This window comes from Streptomyces sp. NPDC049577, from assembly GCF_040675635.1.
Classification (GTDB): Bacteria; Actinomycetota; Actinomycetes; order Streptomycetales; family Streptomycetaceae; genus Streptomyces.
In genome coordinates this window covers 1-22,625 of the sequence record NZ_JBFAPH010000030.1, presented here as the reverse complement: position 1 = coordinate 22,625, position 22,625 = coordinate 1, and the positions used below count along the sequence as shown (strand labels likewise).

Genomic DNA, 22,625 nt, shown 5'->3' with positions numbered 1-22,625 from the left:
GAATGGGCGGTGGGTTCCAACCCACCCACCCTCCCAACCGCGCCCATACCACGCACAGTTCACGTTGCGTGATCCGGTTGCGACGAACCGTGGCGATCCTCTAGCGTCCGCAACAGCAAACAACCCCGGCCGGTGCGCCAACACCGAACCGGGGTTTGACCACCAGGATCGACGGAGACTCGATCCCATGGCTGACGCCAAGACTATCGCCGCGCCCCACCCCGCGCACGTACCCCCCATGGCCAAGCCGGGCTACGGCAAGCGCGGCGCGCCCGGCCAACCCGCGCCCCGCCGCGAGGACTTCGCACACCTGCGCCCCCGCGAGGCGCAGATCGCCACGTTCATCGACCGCCTGCCCGAGGGCGCGGCCATGGACGCCAAGACCCTCGCCGCGCACCTCCCCGCGTACGGCCAGGCGGCCTGCCGCACGGCACTCCGGCACCTGTCGGAGGCCGGGCACCTGCGGCGCGTGAAGGAGCGGCTCCAGAGCGCCGACGGCACGTGGCAGTGGGTGACGCGGACGTACTTCTCCCGCGCGCCGAGGGGTGATGCGTGGTGGGAGCGCGTCCTGTCCGGCGACGCACCCCCCGCCCCGGCCGGGCGGCCGGCCCGCTCGCGCGCGTACGCCCTGCTCGCCACGCTCGGCCGCACGGACCCCCGCATGACCCTGTCGGACGCGGACTGCGCGGCCCTGGAGCCGCTGGCGAGCGAGTGGCTGGAGCGCGGCGCGGACGAGGCGGAAGTCGTACGCGCCCTGACGGCCGGCCTCCCGCCGCAGGTCCACCACGCGGCGGCCCTGGCCCGCCGTCGTCTCACCGGCAAACTCCCACCGCATCGCGAACCGGCACCTATCAGAACTCCGCTCCGCATCGCGGAATGCACGGTCTGCGCGGCCCCGGGCCGCCCCGAAGCCCTTCCGGGCGGCCTCTGCCGCGACTGCCGGGGCGAGCCGCGCCCGCCCGCCCCGGCGGCCCTCTCGCCGGAAGAGGTCCGCGCCCGGGCGGCTCTCCTCCGGGCGATCAACCGCGAGCCCGAAAGGAATCACGCATGACCGCTGTGCATGACGCGCCGCCCGATGCCGGAGGCACGATGGGGGCAAGGAGGCGACGCCATGACCCCCAGCACCGCTGACCGGCCCGTGATCCTCACCGAGGAGTTCGAGGAACTGGCCCGCACGGCCCCCGAGACCGTGCGCCTGGAGTTCATCAACGGAAAGATCGAGGTCAAGCCGGTGCCGGATGGGGATCACGCCGAGATCGTCAGGTGGCTCCAGAGGCGGTGCATGCAGCACATCCCCAATCTGTGGCTCTACGGCGAGCGGCATCTGAAGGTCGACAGGTACCGCAAGGGCCGCGCCATCGCCGATGCCGTCCTGGCTCCCGACGAGCAATTCGCCGGGCATGGCCAGTGGTCCGACCCCGAGGGCATCCTGATGGTCGTCGAGGTGACCTCGCACGACTCCGACACGAACCGGCGCGACCGCATCGAGAATCGCGACGCCTATGCGTCGGCAGGCATCTCCGTCTACCTCCTCATCGATCGCGATCGCTGCCTCGTCACCGTCCACGCGGAGCCGGACGGTGGCACGTACCGCAGCCTCACCTCCCGCCCGTACGGCACACCGGTCGAGTTGCCCGCGCCCGTCGGCTTCACCTTGGAGACCGAGGAACTCAAGAGGTTCGCGGACCAGGGCTGCTGCGCCCGTTGAGCTCCCTAGGAGTCCTAGGTTATAACTAGGACCTCTAGGAAGCTTGAGGAGGGCGTATGGCGCGGGCCGGGCTCACGGCCGAGCGGGTGACGATCGCGGGTGCCGAGCTGGCGGACGAGGTCGGGCTCGATCGGGTGACCATGTCGCAGCTGGCGCGGCGGCTGGGCGTGAAGGACGCCAGCCTCTACGCGCACGTGCGCAATCTGGAGGACCTGCGCGGCCGGATCGCCCTGCTGGCGGCCGACGAGAAGACCATCCGGATCGCCGAGGCGACCGCCGGGCGGGCCGGTAAGGACGCGCTGGTCGCATACGCGAACGCCTGGCGGGAGTACGCCCACGCGCACCCGGGCCGCTACACCGCGACACAGATCCGGATCCGGATCGACCCCGAGCTGGCCGCGCGGGCGCCCGGACCGCGGCGCGCCGTCGAGCTGACCTACGGCATGCTGCGCGGCTACGGACTGGCCGAGCCCGACCTGACCGACGCGGTCCGGTTGCTGCGCAGCACGTTCCACGGGTTCGTCGCCCTGGAGGCCGCGGGCGGGTTCGCGCACGAGCGGTCGTCGCAACAGTCCTGGCTGCGCGCCCTCGACGCCCTGCACAGCCTCCTGGAGCACTGGCCCACGTCCCGAGAAGGAGACCCCTCGTGACCACCCCGACCACCGGCAGCCTGCGCGTGCCCGGCGCGACCCTGCACCATGAAGTGCGCGGCCGGGGCCCGCTGTTGCTGCTGATACCCGGAGGGGCGGGCGGCGCGGCCGCCTTCGACGACATCGCCGGCGAACTGGCCGCCGAGTACACCGTCGCGACCTACGACCCGCGGGGCATGTCCCGCAGCACGCTGGACGACCCCGGCGCCGAGCAGCGCGTGGCCGAACACGCCGACGACGCCCTGCGCCTGCTGGACCTGCTGTCACCCGGCGAGCCCGCCCGGGTGTTCGGCGCCAGCTCGGGTGCGATCGCCGCCCTCCATCTGCTCGCGAACCACCCCGAACGCGTCGAGCGCCTCGTCGCGCACGAGCCGCCGGTGGTGGAGGTCCTGCCGGACGCCGCCGAACACCGCGCATTCCTCGCACGCGTGCGGGAGACGCTTCAGGCCCAGGGGCTCATGCCGGCGATGGCCGTATTCGCGGCGGGGTTGAAGAAGCCCGGCGGCGGCGAGGAGCCGAAGGCCGAGCTCAAGCTTCCGCCGCAGGCGGCGGCGCGGGTCGAGCAGACCATGGCCAACCTGCCGTACTTCGTCGGGCGCATCGTGCCCGCCTTCATGTCCCACACCCCGGACACCGGCCGGCTGGCGGCACTGCGGGACCGGCTCCTGCTCGCCTGTGGCGAGGACTCCCGCGGCGAACTGCCCCACCGCGCGGCCGCCTTCCTGGCCCAGCGCCTCGGCGGCGAACCCCGGTACTTCCCGGGCGGTCACACCGGCACGACCACGCACCCGGCCGAGTTCGCCGAACTCCTCCACGCAGCACTGGTGCACTAGTACGGACGGTGCAACACCCTAGTGCGGCAAGGGATTCACGGTTGTGTACTACCTTGCGTACGCCGTACATTCCTCGCCATGCAGAACACCGACGTACTCATCTCCGGCGCCGGCATAGCGGGGCCCGCACTGGCGTACTGGCTCCGCGAGGCCGGCTTCACCGTCACCATCGTCGAACGCGCGCCGGCGCCCCGGCCGGGCGGGCAGACCGTGGATCTGCGCGGCGCCGGCCGCACCGTGATCGAGCGGATGGGCCTGATGGGACGGGCGAAGGCGGAGAGCGTGGACCAGCGCGGCCTCGCGCTCGTCGACGCCTCCGGCCGGACCACCGCGCGGGTGCCCGCCGACGCCTTCGGCGGCGAGGGGATCGTCTCCGAGATCGAGATCCTGCGCGGCGACCTCGCCCGGGTCCTCCACGAGGCCACCCTGCCGGGCACCGAGTACCTCTTCGACGACACCGTCACCGCCCTGACCGAGGACGCCGACGGAGTCACCGTCACCTTCGAGAAGGCCGCGCCGCGCCGCTTCGGCCTGGTCGTCGGCGCGGACGGGCCGCACTCCGTGGTGCGCGGCCTGGCGTTCGGGCCGGAGCGGGAGTTCGTCCGCCCACTCGGCCTCTACATGGCCTGGTTCACCACCACCGACGCCATGGACCTCGACGGCTGGTTCCTGATGCACAACGCCCCCGGCGGGCTGGTCGCCTCCGCACGCCCCGGCCGTCTCCCCGGCGAGATCAAGGCCGGCTTCAGCTTCCGCTCGGCGCCGATCGGCTACGACCGCCGAGACGTCGCCGCCCAGCGGGAACTGGTGGCCCGGCGCTTCGCCGGGGCCGGCTGGGAGGTGCCCCGTCTGCTGCGGGCGATGCGCACCTCCCCGGACTTCTTCTTCGACTCCGTGGGCCAGGTCCGCCTCGACGGCTGGTCGCGCGGCCGGGTGGCGCTGCTGGGCGACGCCGGATACTGCGCGTCCCCGCTGACCGGCCTGGGCACCAGCCTGGCCCTGGTCGGCGCCTACGTCCTGGCCGGTGAACTCGCCGCCGCCGGCGGCGACCACCGCGTCGCCTTCCGCCGCTACGACGAGGTGATGCGCCCGTACGTGAGCCAGGCCCAGGAACTGCCGCCGGGCGGCGTCCCGGGGTTCGCGCCCTCGGGCCGGCTCGGCATCCGCCTGCGCGACCTTTCCATGCGGTCGATGACCCGCTGGCCGGTGCGGAACCTGCTCGCCGCGCAGTTCGCCAAGGCCGGGGACATCGAGCTGCCGGAGTACGGTCTCACCACCGCGCCGGAAGGGCGCTCCGCGCGGGCGGTTACAGTCACCGCATGATCGATGGGGAGCGCGCGCCGGCGAACCGGGCAGGGGACGCCGACCGGGAGTCGGTGGCCGAACAGTTGCGGATCGCCGCAGGGGACGGCCGCATCGGCCTCGCCGAGCTGGAGGAGCGGCTCGACCGCGCCTACGCCGCCAAGACGTACGGCGAACTCGACGTCCTGGTGGCCGACCTGCCGCAGGGGGGCCTTGCCCGCACCGACGCGGAACCGCTCGTCCTCAAGACCAGCCTGAGCAACATCAAGCAGAGCGGCCGGTGGGCGGTCCCGCGCAGGATCAGCGCCGAATGCAAGATGCTGAGCATCGTCATCGACTTCACCGAGGCGTTGTGCCCGCATCGCGAGGTGACCGTCGAGGCGAGCTGCGGAACGGGCACCATCCAGCTGATCGTCCCGAAGGGCTGGGCGGTGCGGATCGACGGGTCGAGCACCAACACCGCCCACATTGTCGACAAGACCACCGCGCCGGTGGATCCGGCCGCCCCCACGCTCACGGTCGTCGGACACCCGCGCGCCGGCCGCATCAAGATCAAGCAGCCCCGCCGGGGGTGACGGCTCAGGCGACGGCCACCCGTACCGCCACCCCCGCCAGCACCAGCCCCATCACCACCCGCTGCGTACGCAGCCACGTCGGGCGGTCGCGGAGGAACCCGGCGATCGACCCGGCCGTCGAGGCGATCAGACCGTTGACCGTGATCGCGATCGCGATCTGCACCAGGCCCAGCTCCAGGCTCTGCACCGGGATCGAGCCCCGGTCCGGGTCGACGAACTGCGGAAGCACCGAGACGTAGAGAATCGCGATCTTGGGGTTGAGCAGATTGGTCACCAGCCCCATGGTGAACAGCTTGCGCGGTGGGTCCGGCGGCAGCGGCTGCGGGGCGAAGACGGACGTACCGCCCGGCCGCAGCGTGCACCACGCCAGCCACCCCAGGTACGCCGCTCCTGCCAGCTTGAGGGCCGTGTAGACCGCCGGCACCGTGGCGAAGAGCGTGGCGATGCCGACCGTCGCTGCCAGCAGGTAGCAGAGGAAGCCGGTGGCCACGCCGAGCAGCGAGATCAGCCCCGCCCGCCGTCCCTGGGTCACGGATCTCGACACCAGGTAGATCATGTTCGGTCCGGGGGAGAGCACCATCCCCAGCGCCACGATCGCGATGCCCGTCAATGCCTGCGCGCTGATCATGGAAAGAGCATCGGCCGCCCGACCGTGCAGGACCAGCGCGCGTTTCTTCATCCGAGGATGAAGCAACGCTGAAACGACTTGCCGGCCCCTTCGCCCTCTAGGCCCGCGCCCCCGCCGGCTGCCCCAGCAGCATTGCCGGGGCTCCCGCGACCCGGGTCAGGATGATCACGCAGGAGTGCGGCCCCGAGAGCTTGAGCTTCTTGCGGAGATCCTCCGGCTCGATCGCCGAGCCACGCTTCTTGATGACCGCCACGCCGATGCCGCGCTCGCGCACCAGCGCCTTCAGCTTCTTGAGGTTGAAGGGGAGCACGTCCGTGATCTCGTAGGCCGTCGCGTACCGGGTCGCGGCCAGGCGGTCGGACGTCACGTACGCGATCGTCTCGTCGATCAGACCGCCCTCGACCTCGCGCGCCACCTCCGCGACCAGGTGCGCGCGGATCACCGCGCCGTCCGGCTCGTACAGATAGCGGCCGACCGGGCGGACCCGCGGGTCGGGCAGGGTGCCGCCGGTGAGCGTGGCACCGGACGGGAGGAGGGTCGCGCGGTGGGCGCCGGGCTCGGTGCCGAACCACAGCACCGCCTCCTTCACATCACCCCCGTCCGAGATCCACTCCGCCTCCGCGTCCTCGGGGATCGCCTCGTGCGGAACACCAGGAGCGATCTTCAGGGCGGCGTGCGGGGCGCGCCGGGCCGCCTCGACGGCCCAGGAGAGCGGCGGGGAGTACGCCTCGGGGTCGAAGATCCGGCCCCGGCCGCCCCGCCGCGCCGGGTCGACGAAGACGGCGTCGTACCCCGCCGTGTCGACCTCCGTCACATCGGCGCAACGCACCTCGATGAGCTCGGCGAGTCCCAGCGCGGCCGCGTTGGCCCGGGCGACCTCGCACGTCAGCGGGTCACGGTCCACGGCCAGAACCGACACGCCGGCGCGCGCCAGCGCGATCGCGTCGCCACCGATGCCACAGCACAGGTCCGCCAGGCTGCGGACGCCGAGCGCGGCCAGGCGGGCGGCCCGGTGCGCGGCGACGGTCGCCCGGGTGGCCTGTTCGACGCCGTTGGGCGTGAAGAACATACGGAACGCGTCCTCCGCCCCGAACTTCGCCACCGCCCGCTGCCGCAGCCGCGCCTGCCCGAGGGCGGCGGAGACCAGCTCGGCCGGGTGCTCGCGGCGCAGCCGGGTGGCGGTGGCCAGCTCCTGGGAGGGGTCGTGGTCGCGCAGACCGTCGAGGAGCGCGCGGCCCTCGTCGGAGAGCAGAGCGGTGAAGGCATCGGCGGAGGGGTTCGGCACGTGTCTCATTCTGACCCGCTTGCGGCCGCACCCCGCACACGGTGGACTGCGGACATGACCGCCAACCGTGATCACCGCGTCCTGTACCTGGTCTGCTGCGCGGCCCCGCCCGCCCTGCGGATCACCACCGGCATCCACGCGGCCCAGGCGGCCGGCTGGGACGTCTGCCTGATCCTCACCCCCTACGCGCACCGCTGGCTGGAGGACGACGTCACCACGCTCCACGAGCTGACCGGTCACCCGGTGCGGCACCAGTACAAGCTGCCCCAGGAGCCCGACGTGCTGCCGCCGCCGGACGCGGTCCTGGTCGCGCCCGCCACGTTCAACACGCTCAACAAATGGGCGGCCGGCACGGCCGACACCCTGGCCCTCGGGCTGATCACGGAGGCGATCGGGCTGGGCCTGCCGATCGTCGCCCTCCCGCACATCAACGCGGCCCAGGCCGCGCACCCGGCGCTCGACCGCAGCGTCGCCACCCTGCGCGGGGCAGGCGTGACCGTACTCCTCGGCGAGGGCGGCCACGACCCGCACGCGCCGCAGCAGGGCACCTTTCCGTGGCAGGAGGCGATCGGCGCCCTGGCCTGAGGCCGGAATTCGCCGACCATTCGCATGCGCTCAATGGCAGGGCGTGAGGAGGAATGCGGCCGGGTGTGAGGCGGGGCATAGGGCGTGGGTCACATACGCCCTCGGCTAGTGATAAGCGGCGCGCGTTTTTGGCGGTTTTAGGGCATTCGTCCTGGGGTTTTCTACGTTGTGAGGTCGTAGGTCACAGTCTTGTCGGGGGTTTTGGGCGCCGCTAACAATGGCTGAGTCGCACGGCGCCGTCGACCGAGAAACGGCGCTTTTTCTTGCGCCAGGTACGGCCACTGCGACGTTCGCGATTGGAAGAGGTTCAGCTCAGTTATGCGCTCCACCCACTCCGGTTATACCCGTCTGACCAAGGCCCACAAGATCTCCGCCACCGGTATCGCTGCCGCGTCGATCGCGGCGGCCGCGTTCGCCGCCGTTTCGGCCGGCACGGCCTCTGCTGCGGAGACGCGTCCGGTGAAGACCGTTGCCTGGAATGCCGAGTCGTTCGGTGCGACGCAGCAGGACGAGCTGACCCGGGCCGTCGCGGACGCCGCCGCGCAGGGCAAGACCGAGGCTGCTGCCGTGAAGAAGGCCGCCGCGGACGCCGACGCGAAGAAGAAGGCCGACGCCGATGCTGCCGCGAAGGCGAAGGCGGACAAGGAGCGCGTGGTCAAGGCTGCCGCTTCCCGTTCGGAGGCCCGCAAGCCGGTCAAGGCCGCTCCCGCCAAGCCCGCCGCTCCGGCGCCGAAGGCCTATGGCGACAATCTGGAGGGCTGGATCGCCCAGGCGCTGGACATCATGCACGCCAAGGGCATCCCGGGTTCCTACGACGGCGTCAAGCGCAACATCATGCGTGAGTCGACGGGTAACCCGAAGGCGATCAACGACTGGGACGTCAACGCGGTGAACGGTGTGCCGTCGAAGGGTCTGCTGCAGATCATCGACCCGACGTTCAAGGCGTATCACGTCGAGGGCACCTCCTGGGACATCTGGGACCCGGTCGCCAACATCGTCGCGTCCTGCAACTACGCGGCCGACAAGTACGGCTCCATGGACAACGTCAACTCCGCCTACTGATCCGGCCGGAACGGCAACAAGACCGGAAACGGCAACCAGAGCGGCACCCCGAGCAGGGGTGCCGCTCTTCGCATACATGAACAAGAATCGGACGTGTGAGCCCGTCCATATCCAGCCGCTTCCGCGCTGTTCCCGTCGCCGCCATGCTGCTCGCCGCTCTGCTGACCGGGTGTTCGTCCGGTTCGGGCAAGCCTGCGAGGGCGGACAAGCCGGGGGCCGCGCACCCGGCGGCCCCCGCCGCCCCGCCCACCGCCGCTGCTCCGGACGCCGCCGCGTACCGCAAGTGGGGGCTCGCCGAGCCGCTCGCCGCGCCGCCGCCCCCGCCCGCCGCGAAGCTGACCGACAAGGTCAAGGAGGGCGGCACCCCGCCGGTCGTGCGGCGCGTGCAGACCAACGACAAGGTCGTCTTCGTGACGATCGACGACGGGGCCGAGAAGGACCCGGAGTTCCTGAAGATGGCGCGGGACCTGAAGCTGCCGTTCACGATGTTCCTGACGGACAGCGTCGCCCGGACGGGTCCGGGCTACGGCTACTTCGACCAGCTGCGCTCCCTCGGCAACGGGGTGCAGAACCACACCATCGACCACCCCAACCTGCGCACCCTCTCCGCCGACGCGCAGCGCCGCGAGATCTGCGGGCAGCAGGACGTCCTGGACAAGCGCTTCGGCAAGCGCCCGCCCCTCTTCCGGCCGCCGTACGGCAACTACAACGAGCAGACGCTCGTCGCGGCGGGCAGCTGCGGCGTACGGGCCGTGGTCCTGTGGGAAGCGACGATGCAGATCAACGACATGCGCTACGCCGAGGGCGACGGCCTGCGCCCGGGTGACATCATCCTGGCCCACTTCCGCGGGCCCGCAGAGCTCAAGGGCACGACGATGACCCGGATGATGGCGAACCTGATCCGCAGCGTTGAGCGCCAGGGCTTCACGGTGGCCCGCCTGGAGGACTACGTGTAGCCGAACCGGCCCGTCCGGGGGTCCGGGGGCGCGAGCCCCCGGTCAGGAGTACCCCGCACGGGAGCGGGGTAGCAAAGGCTCGCCGCACGGCGAATTGGCACTCCGCTTGACCGAGTGCTAACCGCGTCATAGTCTCGGCGCTGGCACTCTCCTACGGCGAGTGCCAAACACAGCGACGGGCAGGTCCGGCACCCGCGACGACGGATCGACCTGGTCGCCACCTCAGACAGTTAACCCCGTGAGATCTCCGAAGGGGGAGGTCGGATCGTGACGACCACCAGCTCCAAGGTTGCCATCAAGCCGCTCGAGGACCGCATCGTGGTCCAGCCGCTCGACGCCGAGCAGACCACGGCCTCTGGCCTGGTCATTCCGGACACCGCCAAGGAGAAGCCCCAGGAGGGCGTCGTCCTGGCCGTCGGTCCGGGCCGCTTCGAGGACGGCAACCGTCTGCCGCTCGACGTGAACGTCGGCGACGTCGTGCTCTACAGCAAGTACGGCGGCACCGAGGTGAAGTACAACAACGAGGAGTACCTCGTTCTCTCGGCCCGCGACGTCCTCGCGATCATCGAGAAGTAATTCACCCCAAAGCTGTTTGTTCCGCGCCCCTGGTTCCCGTGTCTGCTAGCCGGGCGCCGGGGGCGCGGTTCTTTTGAGAGGACCTGAGCAGACCATGGCGAAGACCCTGAAGTTCGACGAGGACGCCCGTCGCGCCCTCGAGCGCGGCGTCAACAAGCTGGCCGACACCGTCAAGGTGACCATCGGCCCCAAGGGCCGCAACGTCGTCATCGACAAGAAGTTCGGCGCGCCCACCATCACCAACGACGGTGTCACCATCGCGCGCGAGGTCGAGCTCGACGACGCGTACGAGAACCTGGGCGCCCAGCTCGTCAAGGAGGTGGCGACCAAGACCAACGACATCGCGGGTGACGGCACCACCACCGCCACCGTGCTGGCCCAGGCGCTGGTCCGCGAGGGTCTGCGCAACGTCGCCGCCGGCGCCTCCCCGGCCGCCCTGAAGAAGGGCATCGACGCCGCCGTCAAGGCGATCTCCGAGGAACTGCTGGCGAGCGCCCGCCCGATCGCCGACAAGGCCGACATCGCCGCCGTCGCCGCGCTGTCCGCGCAGGACAAGCAGGTCGGCGAGCTCATCGCCGAGGCGATGGACAAGGTCGGCAAGGACGGTGTCATCACCGTCGAGGAGTCCAACACCTTCGGCCTGGAGCTCGACTTCACCGAGGGCATGGCCTTCGACAAGGGCTACCTGTCGCCCTACATGGTCACCGACCAGGAGCGTATGGAGGCCGTCCTCGACGACCCGTACATCCTGATCCACCAGGGCAAGATCTCCGCGATCGCCGACCTGCTGCCGCTGCTCGAGAAGATCATCCAGGCGGGTGGCTCCAAGCCGCTGCTGATCATCGCCGAGGACGTCGAGGGCGAGGCCCTCTCCACGCTGGTCGTCAACAAGATCCGCGGCACGTTCAACGCCGTGGCTGTCAAGGCCCCCGGCTTCGGTGACCGCCGCAAGGCGATGCTCGGCGACATGGCCGCCCTCACCGGCGCCACCGTCATCGCCGAGGAGGTCGGCCTCAAGCTCGACCAGGCCGGTCTGGACGTGCTGGGCTCCGCCCGCCGTGTGACCGTCACCAAGGACGACACCACCATCGTCGACGGCGGCGGCAACGCCGACGACGTCCAGGGCCGCGTCGCCCAGATCAAGGCCGAGATCGAGACCACCGACTCGGACTGGGACCGCGAGAAGCTCCAGGAGCGCCTCGCCAAGCTCGCCGGTGGCGTGTGCGTCATCCGCGTGGGCGCGGCCACCGAGGTCGAGCTCAAGGAGAAGAAGCACCGCCTGGAGGACGCCATCTCCGCGACCCGCGCCGCGGTCGAGGAGGGCATCGTCTCCGGTGGCGGTTCCGCGCTCGTCCACGCCGCCAAGGTGCTGGAGAGCGGCCTGGGCAAGGTCGGTGACGAGGCCACCGGTGTCGCCGTCGTCCGCCGCGCCGTCGTCGAGCCGCTGCGCTGGATCGCCGAGAACGCCGGCCTCGAGGGCTACGTCATCACCTCGAAGGTCGCCGAGCTGGAGAAGGGCCACGGCTTCAACGCCGCGACCGGCGAGTACGGCGACCTGGTGAAGGCCGGCGTCATCGACCCGGTCAAGGTCACCCGCTCCGCCCTGGAGAACGCCGCCTCCATCGCCTCCCTGCTGCTCACGACCGAGACCCTGGTCGTCGAGAAGAAGGAAGAGGAGGCCGCCGAGGCCGGTCACGGCCACGGCCACGGTCACGCGCACTGACGCGAGCCGTCCACGGCACTTGACGCCCGGGCCCGGTCACCCCGCGAGGGGGACCGGGCCCGGTCCCGTATCCGGCCGCGCCCCGGCTTACACCTCGGCCTGCACCGCGGCCTACACCTCGGCCTGCGCCTCGACCGCGCCCAACTGCCGCAGCAGGCCGAGCATGTCGTAGGTCCACCAGCCCTCGCGGATCCGGCCGTCCTCCAGCCGGAACGTCGTGAAGCCGTCCATCGCGGCCTGCCGGCCCGTGGGCGCGAGGCCCCTGAAGTCGCCCCGGTGGGTGCCGCGCCAGGTCCAGCGGACGACGACTTCGTCCCCCTCGGCCACCAGGCTGTGCAGGTCGAAGCGGAACTCGAAGGCGTTCCGCCAGCCGGCGACGGTCTCCCGGAAGGCCTCCCGGTCGTCCGCCGGCTCCTCCCAGGCGCCGAGGTCGTGCTCCCGGTAGTCCTCGGCGAAGAGCTCGTCGATCAGACCGAGGTCGCCGCCGACGGCCACCTCGTCGTAGAAGCGCCGGGCGGTGGCCTTGTTCAGCTGCTCGTCGCGGACCACGTCGAGATCGGTGAAGTTCGGCATGCCGTCGCAGAGCGCGACGATCTCCTCGAAGATCCGGTTGGTCTCCGGGAGGTTCGAGTTCTTCATCGCGTCCTCGTAGGACGGGAACTCGATGAGCTCGATGAAGTGATCGCCGTCGGAGCGGTCCCGGCCGACGAGCGAGTGGGTGGCGGTGCGCTTCCCCTCCGTCGCGGCGACCCACTCGTCCATGAGCCGGTTCATGTCGTCGTACCTGCTGGTCCTGCAGTCGATGAGCTGTACGAAGGTCATGACGCCTCCCGGGGGGTACGGCCGGGTGATACGTCCAGGTTAGCCCTGGGATGTCCCGGCTTCCCGTCGCCCGGGAGCGCTCCTGCCCCGCGGCGGCCGCCGCCCCCGTCAGTTCGGCCCGTACTTGCGGCCCGTCGTCGCGCTCGCCCGCGAGACCGCCCGGCGCGGGGCCAGCTTCATCAGGCCGGTCAGCGCCTTGTAGCGCGGGTCCGGGACGGAGAGCGACCTGCCGCGCGCCAGGTCCTTCAGCGCCGCGTCGACCAGCCGGTCGGCGTCCAGCCACAGCCAGCCGGGGACGTTGTCGGTGCCCATCCCGGCCCGCTGGTGGAACTCCGTGCGCACGAAACCGGGGCACAGCGCCATCAGCCGCACCCCGCTGCCCGCCAGGTCCCGCGCGGCGCCCTGGGTGAACTGCACGACCCACGCCTTGCTCGCCCCGTAGGTGCCGCGCGGCACGAAGGCGGCCACCGACGCCACGTTGATCACCCCGCCGCGCCGGCGCTCCCGCATCCCGGCGGACGCCGCCGAGGTCAGCCGCAGCACCGCCTCGCAGTGCACCTTGAGCATCCGCAGCTCGTCCGCCATCGGCACCTCGAGGTAGCGGCCCTTGTGGCCGAAGCCGGCGTTGTTGACCAGCAGATCCACCGGGTGCTTGCGGTCCGCGAGCCGTGCCTCGACGGCCTCGATGCCCTCGTCCTCCGCGAGATCGGCGCGGAGCACCTCGACCTCCACGCCATGGCGGTCGTGGAGCTCGGTCGCCTGCTCGCTCAGCCGCTTCTCGTCGCGGGCCACCAGCACCAGGTTCTTTCCGTCGGCCGCCAGCCGCCGCGCGAAGGCCGCGCCGATGCCGGCCGTCGCTCCCGTGATCAGTGCAGTCGTCATACGGGAACGTTAGTGCTCGGCGGCCCCCCGTGAAGACCATCCCGGCCCCTCCCCACCCCCCGGTGGCAGCTTGGGGCTTCCCTTTTCACCCCAAGCTTCGCTTATGCTCGGCCGTATGATCGAGGCTCGTCATCTCAGGGTGCTCCGCGCCGTGGCCGCGACCGGCTCGTTCTCGGCGGCGGCGCGGGAGTTGGGGTGCACCCAGCCCGCCGTCAGCCAGCAGATGAAGGCCCTGGAGCAGTCCACCGGCACGCCGCTGCTGGTGCGCACGGGCCGCGAAATGCGGCTGACCCAGGCCGGCGAGGCGCTGGTGCGGCATGCCGCGGGGATCCTGGCCGGGCTGACGGCCGCCGAGGAGGAGATCGCGGCGATCGCCGGGCTGCGCGCCGGGCGGGTGCGCCTGGTCTCCTTCCCCAGCGCCAGCTCGACGCTGGTGCCGAGCGCGCTCGCGGAGATGCGGGCCGCCCACCCGGGGACCCGGGTCTCGCTCGTGGAGGCCGAGCCGCCGCGCTCGGTGGAGATGCTGCGCGAGGGAGAGTGCGAGATCGCGCTGGCCTTCCGCTACCCCGACGTGCGCGACACCGGGCCGGGCACCCCCGAGGTCGGGGCCCTGCCCGGGCCCGAGGGCCCCTGGGGCCGGGACGACCTGGTGGTGCGCCCGCTGCTGACGGATCGTCTGATCGGTGTGGTGCCGGAGGGGCACCCACTGGCCGGTGCCGAGCGGATCGGGATAGCGGAGCTGGCGGACGACCCGTGGATCGCCGGGTGCCCGCGCTGCCGGCGGCATCTGGTGGAGATCTGCGAGAGCGCGGGGTTCACGCCCCGGATCGACTTCGCGACGGACGACTACCCGGCGGTGTTCGGCCTGGTCGGCGCGGGGCTCGGGGTCGCGGTGATGCCGGAGCTGGCGCTGGAGACGGTGCGCCCGAAGGGGACGCGGACCGTGGCGGTCGAGCCGGTGGTGCAGCGCGAGGTCGTGGCGCTCACGCTGCCGGACCTGGCGCGGGTGCCGGCCGTGGCCGCGATGCTGGACCAGCTGACGGCGGCCGCGCGGCAGTAGCCCGTCGCGGCAGTAGAACGTCGCGGCGGTAGCCCGTCACGGCAGTAGAACGTTTCTGCAAGCTGCCGGGCGTGCCCGGCTACGCGCCGACCGGGCCGGACGACGCCGTGATGGAGCGGTGCCGGGCGCGTCCCATCAGCTCTTCGCGCTCGTCCTCGGTGAGGCCGCCCCACACGCCGTAGGGCTCCCGTACGGCCAGCGCGTGCGCCGCGCACTCCGCGCGCACCGGACAGCGCATGCACACCTCTTTCGCGGAGGCCTCGCGGGCGCTGCGGGCGGCTCCGCGTTCCCCCTCGGGATGGAAGAAGAGCGAGCTGTCGACCCCGCGGCACGCCGCCAGGAGCTGCCAGTCCCAGAGGTCGGCGTTGGGACCGGGAAGGCGGGAGAAATCTGCCATTGCATGTCCCCTCGAAGCGTGCTCGAAGCGGGCGGTTTGGCCGTGATGAAAATATGACTCATTGCGAATCTAGCCACACATGGCAGCAGATGGGAAGAAATGAGGGTCCGAGTGGGCAAATGGGGCATAGCTTGAACAGAGAGCCGGGCGCCCCCAATGCGCCCTGCTCTGTATCCGCGCCCTCACGTAGAGTGCCGAACGTGGTCGAGCAGGCCCGTAACTCTTTCGGGTGACCGTCGTTGAGAGTGCGGAGGCGGTTGACGAATGAAGCACCGGGCAGCCGGCCAGGGTGCCCGCCAAGACGTCAATCGCACAGGTGACGATCAGTACCAGCCTGGAGGCTCAAGGTGACGCGCATCAGCTGCGGAGGGCGGTCATGACATCCGTCCTCGTCTGCGACGACTCCCCGCTTGCCCGAGAGGCGCTCCGGCGTGCGGTGGCGACCGTGCCCGGCGTCGAGCGCGTGACGACGGCGGCCAACGGCGAGGAAGTCCTCCGCCGCTGGGGCGCCGATCGTTCGGATCTCATTCTCATGGACGTACGCATGCCCGGACTGGGCGGCGTCGAGACCGTGCGCCGGCTGCTCTCCGCCGACCCCGGCGCCCGCATCATCATGCTCACGGTCGCCGAGGACCTGGACGGGGTGGCGCTCGCCGTCGCTGCCGGCGCGCGCGGCTATCTGCACAAGGACGCCTCGCGGGCCGAGCTGCGCGCCACGGTCACCCAGGCGCTCGCCGACCCGACCTGGCGGCTCGCCCCCCGGCGGCTGCGCTCGGCCGAGATGGGCGCCGCGCCCACGCTCACCGCGCGGGAGATCCAGGTGCTGGAGGGCATGAGTCACGGGCGGTCCAACGCCGAGATCGGCCGCGAGCTCTTCCTCTCCGAGGACACCGTCAAGACCCACGCCCGCCGGCTCTTCAAGAAGCTGGGCGCCTCCGACCGGGCGCACGCCGTCGCGCTCGGCTTCCGCTGGGGTCTGGTCCGCTAGGCGCTCCCGACGGGGTCAGGGGCGGCGTGCCGTGCATCGAAGCGGGGGACCGGGGTACCCCGCCCGCCGTGGAGCGGGCGGGGCGAAGCGGTGCGGACGGCCGGAGCTCCCGGCCCGCTGCACGTTTCCCGCGCGCTGCCGCATCCTTGGAGTATGGAGTTCCTCGGGGACGGCTCGGTCGGGCGTGATGGGAGGGCACGGGAGATGACTGCCGGCGCACCCGCTCATAACGCTTCGGTGCACAACTACGGACGCGGTGCCACGGACAATCCGGCCTCAAGGCACCATGGACCGATGCGCGACGATGACGAGACGGCGATTATCGGCGCCCTCGTCGCCCGCGCCGTCGAGGGGGACCGGAAGGCCACCCACGACCTGCTCGCCCTGGTGCATCCGCTCGCGCTGCGCTACTGCCGCACGCGGCTGTCGCGGCTGCCCGGCGATGCCCGCCACTTCGTCGACGACCTCGCCCAGGAGGTCTGTCTCGCGGTGCTGTGCGCCCTGCCGCGCTACCGCGACACGGGACGGCCCTTCGAGGCGTTCGTCGTGGCCATCGCCGCGCACAAGGTCGCCGACCTCCAGCGCGCCGCCATGCGGCACCCCGGCAGCACGGCCGTGCCCTCCGACGAGATGCCGGAGCAGCCGGACGACTCGCTCGGGCCCGAGGAGCGCGCGCTGCTCAGCAGCGACGCGGAGTGGGCCAAGAAGCTGCTGGCCAACCTTCCGGAGAACCAGCGGGAGCTCGTCCTGCTGCGCGTCGCCGTCGGGCTGACCGCCGAGGAGACCGGGCAGATGCTGGGGATGTCGCCCGGCGCCGTCCGGGTCGCCCAGCACCGGGCGCTGAGCAGGCTGCGGGCACTCGCCGAACAGTGAATCCGGCGCGGAATCGGGCGCACGGACGTGCGATTGGTGCGATTCTCCAAGTGATGCGAGCCTCAGTCCTCGTGGAATGGGACACCGGCGACGGCCGTTAGCATGGGAGTCCTCGCCGGGGCAAGGGGGTCCGGGGCCCCGCGGCGGCCGCCGCCGGTGTCGCGGCCCTGGGGGAACCTGGGTAATCACTCCATTTGGGAAGGTGTCATGACTGACAACGTCGACGGAATGCCCGCGAAGTTCGCGATGCTCGGTCTGACATACGACGACGTCCTGCTGCTGCCGGGTGCCTCGGAGGTGCTCCCGAACGCCGTCGACACCTCCTCCCGGGTATCGCGCAACGTGCGCGTCAACATCCCGCTGCTGTCCGCCGCCATGGACAAGGTCACCGAGGCGCGGATGGCCATCGCCATGGCCCGCCAGGGCGGTGCGGGCGTGCTCCACCGCAACCTGTCCGTCGAGGACCAGGCCAACCAGGTCGACCTGGTCAAGCGCTCCGAGTCCGGCATGGTCTCCGACCCGATCACGGTCCGCCCGGACGCCACCCTCGCCGAGGCCGACGCGCTGTGCGCGAAGTTCCGCATCAGCGGCGTGCCGGTCACCGACCCGGCGGGCAAGCTGCTCGGCATCGTCACCAACCGCGACATGGCCTTCGAGCTGGACCGCAGCCGTCAGGTCCGCGAGGTCATGACCCCGATGCCGCTGGTCACCGGCAAGGTCGGCATCTCCGGCGACGACGCGATCGAGCTGCTGCGCCGCCACAAGATCGAGAAGCTGCCGCTGGTGGACGACGCCGGCGTGCTCAAGGGCCTGATCACGGTCAAGGACTTCGTCAAGGCCGAGAAGTACCCCAACGCCGCCAAGGACGCCGAGGGCCGTCTGATCGTCGGCGCCGCGGTGGGCGTCGGCGACGAGTCGTACGACCGCGCGCAGGCGCTGGTCGAGGCCGGCGTGGACTTCCTCGTCGTGGACAGCGCCCACGGCCACAGCCGGGGCATCCTCGACATGATCGCCAAGATCAAGTCGAACATCGACGTCGATGTCGTCGGCGGCAACGTCGCCACCCGCGACGGCGCCCAGGCGCTGATCGACGCCGGTGCGGACGGTGTGAAGGTCGGCGTCGGCCCGGGCTCCATCTGCACCACCCGCGTGGTCGCCGGCATCGGGGTCCCCCAGGTCACCGCGATCTACGAGGCCGCCCAGGCGTGCCACGCGGCCGGCGTGCCGCTCATCGGCGACGGCGGCCTGCAGTACTCCGGCGACATCGCCAAGGCGATCGCCGCCGGCGCGGACACGGTGATGCTCGGCTCGCTGCTGGCGGGCTGCGAGGAGTCGCCGGGCGAGATGGTCTTCATCAACGGCAAGCAGTTCAAGTCCTACCGGGGCATGGGCTCGCTGGGCGCGATGCAGTCGCGCGGCCAGGCCCGCTCGTACTCCAAGGACCGCTACTTCCAGGACAACGTCCTCTCCGAGGACAAGCTCGTCCCCGAGGGCATCGAGGGCCAGGTGCCCTACCGCGGCCCGCTGTCCTCGGTCGCCCACCAGCTCGTCGGCGGCCTGCGTGCCTCCATGGGCTACGTCGGCTCGGCGACGGTGCCGGAGCTGAAGGAGAAGGGCCGCTTCGTGCGGATCACGTCGGCGGGCCTGAAGGAGAGCCACCCGCACGACATCCAGATGACCGTCGAGGCTCCCAACTACTCCCGCCGGTAGTAGTCGGAGTTTCGTACAGCTTCGTACACAGCGCTCCCCGAGCCCGCGGCCACCAGGCCGCGGGCTCCGCCGCGTCGGGGATACTGGATGCGGCAGACGGAGCGCCAGAGCAAGTGGAAAGGCCACAGACGTGACTGAGATCGAGATCGGGCGCGGCAAGCGCGGCCGCCGGGCGTACGCGTTCGACGACATCGCCGTCGTCCCCAGCCGGCGTACCCGTGACCCCAAGGAGGTCTCGATCGCCTGGCAGATCGACGCCTACCGCTTCGAGCTGCCGTTCCTGGCCGCCCCCATGGACTCGGTCGTCTCGCCCGAGACCGCCATCCGCATCGGCGAGCTCGGTGGCCTCGGTGTGCTCAACCTCGAGGGCCTGTGGACCCGCTACGAGGACCCGGAGCCGCTGCTGGCGGAGATCGCCGAGCTGGACGAGCGCACCGCGACCAAGCGGCTGCAGGAGATCTACGCCGCCCCGATCAAGGAGGAGCTGATCGGGCAGCGCATCAAGGAGGTCCGCGACTCCGGTGTCGTGACCGCCGCCGCGCTGTCGCCGCAGCGCACCGCGCAGTTCTCCAAGGCCGTCGTCGACGCGGGCGTGGACATCTTCGTCATCCGCGGCACGACCGTCTCCGCCGAGCACGTCTCCGGTGCCGCCGAGCCGCTGAACCTCAAGCAGTTCATCTACGAGCTCGACGTGCCGGTGATCGTCGGCGGCTGCGCCACCTACACCGCCGCCCTGCACCTGATGCGCACGGGCGCGGCGGGCGTGCTCGTCGGCTTCGGCGGCGGTGCCGCCCACACCACCCGCAACGTCCTGGGCATCCAGGTCCCGATGGCGACCGCCGTCGCCGACGTGGCCGCCGCCCGCCGGGACTACATGGACGAGTCCGGCGGCCGCTACGTCCACGTCATCGCGGACGGCGGCGTGGGCTGGTCCGGCGACCTGCCCAAGGCCATCGCCTGCGGTGCCGACGCCGTGATGATGGGCTCCCCGCTCGCGCGCGCCACCGACGCGCCGGGCCGCGGCCACCACTGGGGCATGGAGGCCGTGCACGAGGACGTGCCGCGCGGCAAGCGCATGAACCTGGGCGTGGTCGGCAGCACCGAGGAGATCCTGCTCGGCCCCTCGCACACCCCGGACGGTTCCATGAACTTCTTCGGCGCCCTGCGCCGGGCCATGGCCACCACCGGCTACAGCGAGCTCAAGGAGTTCCAGCGCGTCGAGGTGACGGTCGCGCCGTCGCAGCACGACAAGCGCTGACCCGGCAGCGAGCCGCAGGGGCCCGGACCGTCACGCGGTCCGGGCCCTTCGCGTTGTCCTCGCGTTGTCCGGAGGCCGACGTCAGCGCCGTATAAAGGTTCGATCGTAGGGAATACTGGCGACTTATGGCGCAAAGCAAGTCGTTCAGCGGCAGGGACATGGGTATCGATCTCGGCACCGCGAACACGCTGGTGTACGTGCGGGGGAAGGGAGTGGTGCTCAACGAGCCCTCGGTCGTCGCCGTCAACGCCGATGACGGCAGTGTGCTGTCGGTGGGCTCCGAGGCCAAGTCGACCATCGGCCGCACCCCCTCGAACATCGTCGCCGTGCGCCCGCTGCGCGACGGCGTCATCGCGGACTTCGAGATAGCCGAGCGGATGATGCGGCACTTCATCAAGAAGGTGCTGGGCAACCGCCGCTTCTCCCGGCCGCGCGTCGTGGTGTGCGTGCCGTCCGGGATCACCGGTGTCGAGCGCCGGGCCGTCATCGAGGCGGCGGCGGGTGCCGGGGCGCGCGCGGTGCACCTGGTCGAGGAGCCGATGGCGGCGGCGATCGGCGCGGGCCTGCCGGTGAGCGAGCCGACCGGCTGCATGGTCGTCGACATCGGCGGCGGCACCACCGAGGTCGCGGTGATCTCGCTGGGCGGCATCGTCACCGCGCGCTCGGTGCGCACGGCCGGTGACGCGATGGACGCCGCGATCATCTCCTATGTGAAGAAGAAGTACGCCCTCGCGATCGGTGAACGGACCGCCGAGGACCTCAAGATGAGCATCGGCTCGGCCTCGCCGGTCTACTGGGCGCCCGCGAACCCCTCCGCCGAGGACGGCGGCGACCCGGAGGAGACGCAGGGCCTGGTGCCCTCGGACCGGGCCGTGATCCGGGGCCGTGACCAGGTCAGCGGTCTGCCCAAGACGCTGGAGCTGACGGCCGACGAGATCCGGCACGCGCTGGCCGAGCCGGTCGACGCCATCGTCATGGCCGTGCGTCAGACCCTGGACGAGACGCCGCCGGAGCTCTCCGGCGACATCATGGACCGCGGCATCGTCCTGACCGGCGGCGGCGCGCTGCTGCGCGGCCTGGACGTCCGGCTCAGCCGGGAGCTGGACATCCCCGTGGTCATCGCCGAGAACCCGCTGGACTGCGTCGCGATCGGCACCGGCCGCTGCGTGGAGGACTTCTCCTCCCTGCGGACCGTGCTGGACGCCCAGCCGAACCGGCTGCTGGCGACCGGACGGCTGTGACCGGGAGCCTCGTCAGAGGCGGTGGGCCGCGCCCGCGGGGGTAGCCCCGCGGGTGTCGAGCAGCAACTGCGCCTTGACCGCCAGGCCCTGGAGGTCGTACGTGCGGTGGTGCTGCAGAAGGACCGTCAGGTCGGCCTCGGCCGCCGCCTCGTAGAAGCAGTCGGCGCGCGGCACGGGCCGGCCGAGCACACGCCAGCCGTGCACGTGCGGGTCGTGGTAGCTGAGCTGGGCGCCCAGTTCCATCAGCCGTGAGGCGATCTCGCGGGCGGGCGAGCCCTCCTGGTCGGCGACGTCGGCCTTGTAGCTGACGCCCAGCAGGAGCACGCGGGCGCCGCGCGCGGACTTGCCGTGCTCGTTCAGCAGGGTGGCGCAGCGCTGGATGACGTAGCGCGGCATGCGGCCGTTGACCTCCTGCGCCAGCTCGACCATGCGCAGCGGGTAGCCCTGGCTGCGGCGCTCGTAGCAGAGGTAGCTGGGGTCGATGGGCACGGCGTGGCCCCCCACCCCGGGCCCCGGCCGGAAGGCCTGGAAGCCGAACGGCTTGGTCTCCGCGCAGCGCAGCACGTCCCACAGGTCGACGCCGATGTCGTGGCAGTAGACCGCCATCTCGTTGGCCAGGGCGATGTTGACGTGCCGGTAGTTGGTCTCCAGGACGTTGACGGCCTCGGCCTCGCGGGCTCCCCGGGCGCGGACGACCTTGTCGCAGATCCGTCCGTAGAAGGCGGCGGCGGCCTCCGTGCAGGCCGGGGTGAGACCGCCGATGACCTTGGGGATGCCGGCGAGGCGGTGCCGGCGGTTGCCGGGGTCGTGGCGGCTGGGGGAATAGGCGAGGTGGAAGTCCCGGCCGGCGCGCAGCCCCGAGCCGGCCTCCAGGACGGGGCGGACGAAGTCCTCCGTGGTGCCGGGGGCGACGTGGGACTCCAGGATGACGGTGGTGCGCGGGCGCAGCCGGGCGGCCAGCGCGCGGGCGGCGTCGCCCACCTCGGCGAGGTCCAGCGTGCGGTCCTCGCCGAGCCGGGTGGGTGCGCAGATCACGGCCGTGCGGACCCGGCCGAGCTCGGCGTCCTCGGTCGTGGCGCGGAAGCCGGCGGAAACCATGCGGCGGATCTCGGCGGCGGTCAGCGCGCCGTCGTCACCGGGCGGCAGCCGTCCCGCGCGCAGCTCGGCCACCACACCGGGGTCGGGGTCGTAGCCGACGGTCGCGATGCGGGCGGCGGTGGCGGCCTGGGCGAGGGGAAGCCCCAGGTGGCCGAGGCCGATGACGGCGAGGTCTGCGGGCATGGCTGAAGCGGTCCTTCCCGGCGCAGGGGGCAGCCGTTACATCAGGTTAGGCGCCAATATGACTGTTATGCGGTATTGCCGTCGCCGGGCCGCGCACGGGTTGCCGGCCCGTGCACCGGTTCCTGTGAGGCCGAACCGCCGGTTCTGGGGCAGCATCGAAGGAGGACGGAGCAAACCTGCGGCCCCGCGGGAGGCGTGTGGTGAGGACGGCGACACTCGGTCCGGCCGAG

Annotated in this window: 23 protein-coding genes; 17 read left to right on the top strand and 6 right to left on the bottom strand. The window is 71.5% G+C overall.

The annotated features are described in order from the left end of the window. The first annotated feature begins 187 nt into the window (after nucleotides 1-187). From AB0K09_RS06505 to AB0K09_RS06480, 6 genes are all read left to right on the top strand, one after another. Nucleotides 188-1,051: a hypothetical protein gene (locus tag AB0K09_RS06505; RefSeq protein ID WP_366064158.1), complete on the top strand. Its 864-nt coding sequence runs from the start codon at nucleotides 188-190 to the stop codon at nucleotides 1,049-1,051. Between the two features lie 60 nt (nucleotides 1,052-1,111). Next, the gene (locus tag AB0K09_RS06500) at nucleotides 1,112-1,708 is read left to right on the top strand and encodes a Uma2 family endonuclease (protein ID WP_366064157.1); all 597 of its coding nucleotides are present in this window, start codon (nucleotides 1,112-1,114) and stop codon (nucleotides 1,706-1,708) included. Between the two features lie 56 nt (nucleotides 1,709-1,764). Continuing rightward, entirely contained in the window at nucleotides 1,765-2,358 is a 594-nt protein-coding gene (locus AB0K09_RS06495; protein ID WP_366064156.1) for a WHG domain-containing protein, read from the top strand. Continuing rightward, on the top strand, nucleotides 2,355-3,191 hold the full coding sequence (locus AB0K09_RS06490; protein WP_366064155.1) for an alpha/beta hydrolase: 837 nt from the start codon (nucleotides 2,355-2,357) through the stop codon (nucleotides 3,189-3,191). The genes AB0K09_RS06495 and AB0K09_RS06490 overlap by 4 nt, the downstream gene beginning before the upstream one ends. A 78-nt stretch (nucleotides 3,192-3,269) precedes the next feature. Then, complete coding sequence (locus AB0K09_RS06485; protein ID WP_366064154.1) at nucleotides 3,270-4,514, top strand: FAD-dependent monooxygenase; 1,245 nt, start codon at nucleotides 3,270-3,272, stop codon at nucleotides 4,512-4,514. Then, nucleotides 4,511-5,068, top strand: coding sequence for a DUF1707 domain-containing protein (locus AB0K09_RS06480; RefSeq protein ID WP_366064153.1), 558 nt, complete (start codon nucleotides 4,511-4,513; stop codon nucleotides 5,066-5,068). Before AB0K09_RS06485 ends, AB0K09_RS06480 begins: the two co-directional genes overlap by 4 nt. A 4-nt stretch (nucleotides 5,069-5,072) precedes the next feature. On the opposite strand, the gene AB0K09_RS06475 is transcribed toward AB0K09_RS06480, so the two are convergent. Both AB0K09_RS06475 and AB0K09_RS06470 read right to left on the bottom strand, forming a co-directional pair. Further along, entirely contained in the window at nucleotides 5,073-5,696 is a 624-nt protein-coding gene (locus tag AB0K09_RS06475) for a LysE family translocator (RefSeq protein WP_366064171.1), read from the bottom strand. Nucleotides 5,697-5,793: 97 nt separating this feature from the next. Beyond that, nucleotides 5,794-6,981 carry a class I SAM-dependent methyltransferase gene (locus tag AB0K09_RS06470; RefSeq protein ID WP_366064152.1) on the bottom strand — a complete coding sequence of 396 codons (1,188 nt, stop codon included), beginning with the start codon at nucleotides 6,979-6,981 and terminating at the stop codon, nucleotides 5,794-5,796. A gap of 54 nt (nucleotides 6,982-7,035) precedes the next feature. On the opposite strand from AB0K09_RS06470, the gene AB0K09_RS06465 reads away from it, so the two are divergent. The 5 genes from AB0K09_RS06465 to groL all read left to right on the top strand — a co-directional run bounded on the left by AB0K09_RS06465 (nucleotide 7,036) and on the right by groL (nucleotide 11,883). Next, nucleotides 7,036-7,566, top strand: coding sequence for a flavoprotein (locus tag AB0K09_RS06465; protein ID WP_366064151.1), 531 nt, complete (start codon nucleotides 7,036-7,038; stop codon nucleotides 7,564-7,566). A 318-nt stretch (nucleotides 7,567-7,884) separates the two neighbouring features. Beyond that, complete coding sequence (locus AB0K09_RS06460; RefSeq protein WP_366064150.1) at nucleotides 7,885-8,628, top strand: transglycosylase SLT domain-containing protein; 744 nt, start codon at nucleotides 7,885-7,887, stop codon at nucleotides 8,626-8,628. Nucleotides 8,629-8,771: 143 nt separating this feature from the next. Continuing rightward, nucleotides 8,772-9,584, top strand: a complete 813-nt coding sequence (locus AB0K09_RS06455) for a polysaccharide deacetylase family protein (RefSeq protein ID WP_366064170.1) — start codon at nucleotides 8,772-8,774, stop codon at nucleotides 9,582-9,584. Between the two features lie 267 nt (nucleotides 9,585-9,851). Next, nucleotides 9,852-10,160, top strand: coding sequence for a co-chaperone GroES (gene groES / locus AB0K09_RS06450; protein WP_366064149.1), 309 nt, complete (start codon nucleotides 9,852-9,854; stop codon nucleotides 10,158-10,160). 94 nt (nucleotides 10,161-10,254) lie between these two features. Continuing rightward, nucleotides 10,255-11,883, top strand: coding sequence for a chaperonin GroEL (gene groL / locus AB0K09_RS06445; RefSeq protein WP_366064148.1), 1,629 nt, complete (start codon nucleotides 10,255-10,257; stop codon nucleotides 11,881-11,883). A gap of 111 nt (nucleotides 11,884-11,994) precedes the next feature. Here the strand turns inward: groL and AB0K09_RS06440 are convergent, their stop codons facing one another. Then, on the bottom strand, nucleotides 11,995-12,705 hold the full coding sequence (locus AB0K09_RS06440; RefSeq protein ID WP_366064147.1) for an ester cyclase: 711 nt from the start codon (nucleotides 12,703-12,705) through the stop codon (nucleotides 11,995-11,997). 108 nt (nucleotides 12,706-12,813) lie between these two features. Beyond that, complete coding sequence (locus tag AB0K09_RS06435) at nucleotides 12,814-13,587, bottom strand: SDR family oxidoreductase (RefSeq protein ID WP_366064146.1); 774 nt, start codon at nucleotides 13,585-13,587, stop codon at nucleotides 12,814-12,816. A gap of 115 nt (nucleotides 13,588-13,702) precedes the next feature. Here AB0K09_RS06435 and AB0K09_RS06430 point away from each other — a divergent pair, with 115 nt between their 5' ends. Continuing rightward, entirely contained in the window at nucleotides 13,703-14,647 is a 945-nt protein-coding gene (locus AB0K09_RS06430; RefSeq protein ID WP_366064145.1) for a LysR family transcriptional regulator, read from the top strand. 79 nt (nucleotides 14,648-14,726) lie between these two features. Here the strand turns inward: AB0K09_RS06430 and AB0K09_RS06425 are convergent, their stop codons facing one another. Next, complete coding sequence (locus tag AB0K09_RS06425) at nucleotides 14,727-15,044, bottom strand: WhiB family transcriptional regulator (RefSeq protein WP_366064144.1); 318 nt, start codon at nucleotides 15,042-15,044, stop codon at nucleotides 14,727-14,729. Nucleotides 15,045-15,420: 376 nt separating this feature from the next. On the opposite strand from AB0K09_RS06425, the gene AB0K09_RS06420 reads away from it, so the two are divergent. From AB0K09_RS06420 to AB0K09_RS06400, 5 genes are all read left to right on the top strand, one after another. Further along, nucleotides 15,421-16,032 carry a response regulator transcription factor gene (locus tag AB0K09_RS06420; protein ID WP_003948568.1) on the top strand — a complete coding sequence of 204 codons (612 nt, stop codon included), beginning with the start codon at nucleotides 15,421-15,423 and terminating at the stop codon, nucleotides 16,030-16,032. A gap of 294 nt (nucleotides 16,033-16,326) precedes the next feature. Then, nucleotides 16,327-16,905 (top strand): sigma-70 family RNA polymerase sigma factor, encoded by a 579-nt coding sequence (locus AB0K09_RS06415; protein ID WP_366064143.1) that lies wholly within the window; start codon nucleotides 16,327-16,329, stop codon nucleotides 16,903-16,905. 207 nt (nucleotides 16,906-17,112) lie between these two features. After that, the gene (gene guaB / locus AB0K09_RS06410) at nucleotides 17,113-18,615 is read left to right on the top strand and encodes an IMP dehydrogenase (RefSeq protein WP_366064142.1); all 1,503 of its coding nucleotides are present in this window, start codon (nucleotides 17,113-17,115) and stop codon (nucleotides 18,613-18,615) included. Nucleotides 18,616-18,745: 130 nt separating this feature from the next. Then, nucleotides 18,746-19,873 carry a GuaB3 family IMP dehydrogenase-related protein gene (locus AB0K09_RS06405; protein WP_171086796.1) on the top strand — a complete coding sequence of 376 codons (1,128 nt, stop codon included), beginning with the start codon at nucleotides 18,746-18,748 and terminating at the stop codon, nucleotides 19,871-19,873. A gap of 125 nt (nucleotides 19,874-19,998) precedes the next feature. Then, nucleotides 19,999-21,114 carry a rod shape-determining protein gene (locus AB0K09_RS06400; RefSeq protein WP_366064141.1) on the top strand — a complete coding sequence of 372 codons (1,116 nt, stop codon included), beginning with the start codon at nucleotides 19,999-20,001 and terminating at the stop codon, nucleotides 21,112-21,114. Nucleotides 21,115-21,126: 12 nt separating this feature from the next. Here the strand turns inward: AB0K09_RS06400 and AB0K09_RS06395 are convergent, their stop codons facing one another. Then, nucleotides 21,127-22,395, bottom strand: a complete 1,269-nt coding sequence (locus AB0K09_RS06395) for a nucleotide sugar dehydrogenase (protein ID WP_366064140.1) — start codon at nucleotides 22,393-22,395, stop codon at nucleotides 21,127-21,129. Between the last annotated feature and the right edge of the window lie 230 nt (nucleotides 22,396-22,625).

Coding starts and splice junctions, on each gene's coding strand:
- AB0K09_RS06500 (WP_366064157.1), top strand. CDS start 1,112: ATGACCCCCAGCACCGCTGACCGGCCCGTGATCCTCACCGAGGAGTTC.
- AB0K09_RS06465 (WP_366064151.1), top strand. CDS start 7,036: ATGACCGCCAACCGTGATCACCGCGTCCTGTACCTGGTCTGCTGCGCG.
- AB0K09_RS06475 (WP_366064171.1), bottom strand. CDS start 5,696: ATGATCAGCGCGCAGGCATTGACGGGCATCGCGATCGTGGCGCTGGGG.
- AB0K09_RS06495 (WP_366064156.1), top strand. CDS start 1,765: ATGGCGCGGGCCGGGCTCACGGCCGAGCGGGTGACGATCGCGGGTGCC.
- AB0K09_RS06425 (WP_366064144.1), bottom strand. CDS start 15,044: ATGGCAGATTTCTCCCGCCTTCCCGGTCCCAACGCCGACCTCTGGGAC.
- AB0K09_RS06415 (WP_366064143.1), top strand. CDS start 16,327: ATGCGCGACGATGACGAGACGGCGATTATCGGCGCCCTCGTCGCCCGC.
- AB0K09_RS06400 (WP_366064141.1), top strand. CDS start 19,999: ATGGCGCAAAGCAAGTCGTTCAGCGGCAGGGACATGGGTATCGATCTC.
- AB0K09_RS06440 (WP_366064147.1), bottom strand. CDS start 12,705: ATGACCTTCGTACAGCTCATCGACTGCAGGACCAGCAGGTACGACGAC.
- guaB (WP_366064142.1), top strand. CDS start 17,113: ATGACTGACAACGTCGACGGAATGCCCGCGAAGTTCGCGATGCTCGGT.
- AB0K09_RS06435 (WP_366064146.1), bottom strand. CDS start 13,587: ATGACGACTGCACTGATCACGGGAGCGACGGCCGGCATCGGCGCGGCC.
- AB0K09_RS06420 (WP_003948568.1), top strand. CDS start 15,421: ATGACATCCGTCCTCGTCTGCGACGACTCCCCGCTTGCCCGAGAGGCG.
- AB0K09_RS06480 (WP_366064153.1), top strand. CDS start 4,511: ATGATCGATGGGGAGCGCGCGCCGGCGAACCGGGCAGGGGACGCCGAC.
- AB0K09_RS06430 (WP_366064145.1), top strand. CDS start 13,703: ATGATCGAGGCTCGTCATCTCAGGGTGCTCCGCGCCGTGGCCGCGACC.
- AB0K09_RS06485 (WP_366064154.1), top strand. CDS start 3,270: ATGCAGAACACCGACGTACTCATCTCCGGCGCCGGCATAGCGGGGCCC.
- AB0K09_RS06460 (WP_366064150.1), top strand. CDS start 7,885: ATGCGCTCCACCCACTCCGGTTATACCCGTCTGACCAAGGCCCACAAG.
- groL (WP_366064148.1), top strand. CDS start 10,255: ATGGCGAAGACCCTGAAGTTCGACGAGGACGCCCGTCGCGCCCTCGAG.
- AB0K09_RS06395 (WP_366064140.1), bottom strand. CDS start 22,395: ATGCCCGCAGACCTCGCCGTCATCGGCCTCGGCCACCTGGGGCTTCCC.
- AB0K09_RS06505 (WP_366064158.1), top strand. CDS start 188: ATGGCTGACGCCAAGACTATCGCCGCGCCCCACCCCGCGCACGTACCC.
- AB0K09_RS06455 (WP_366064170.1), top strand. CDS start 8,772: ATGCTGCTCGCCGCTCTGCTGACCGGGTGTTCGTCCGGTTCGGGCAAG.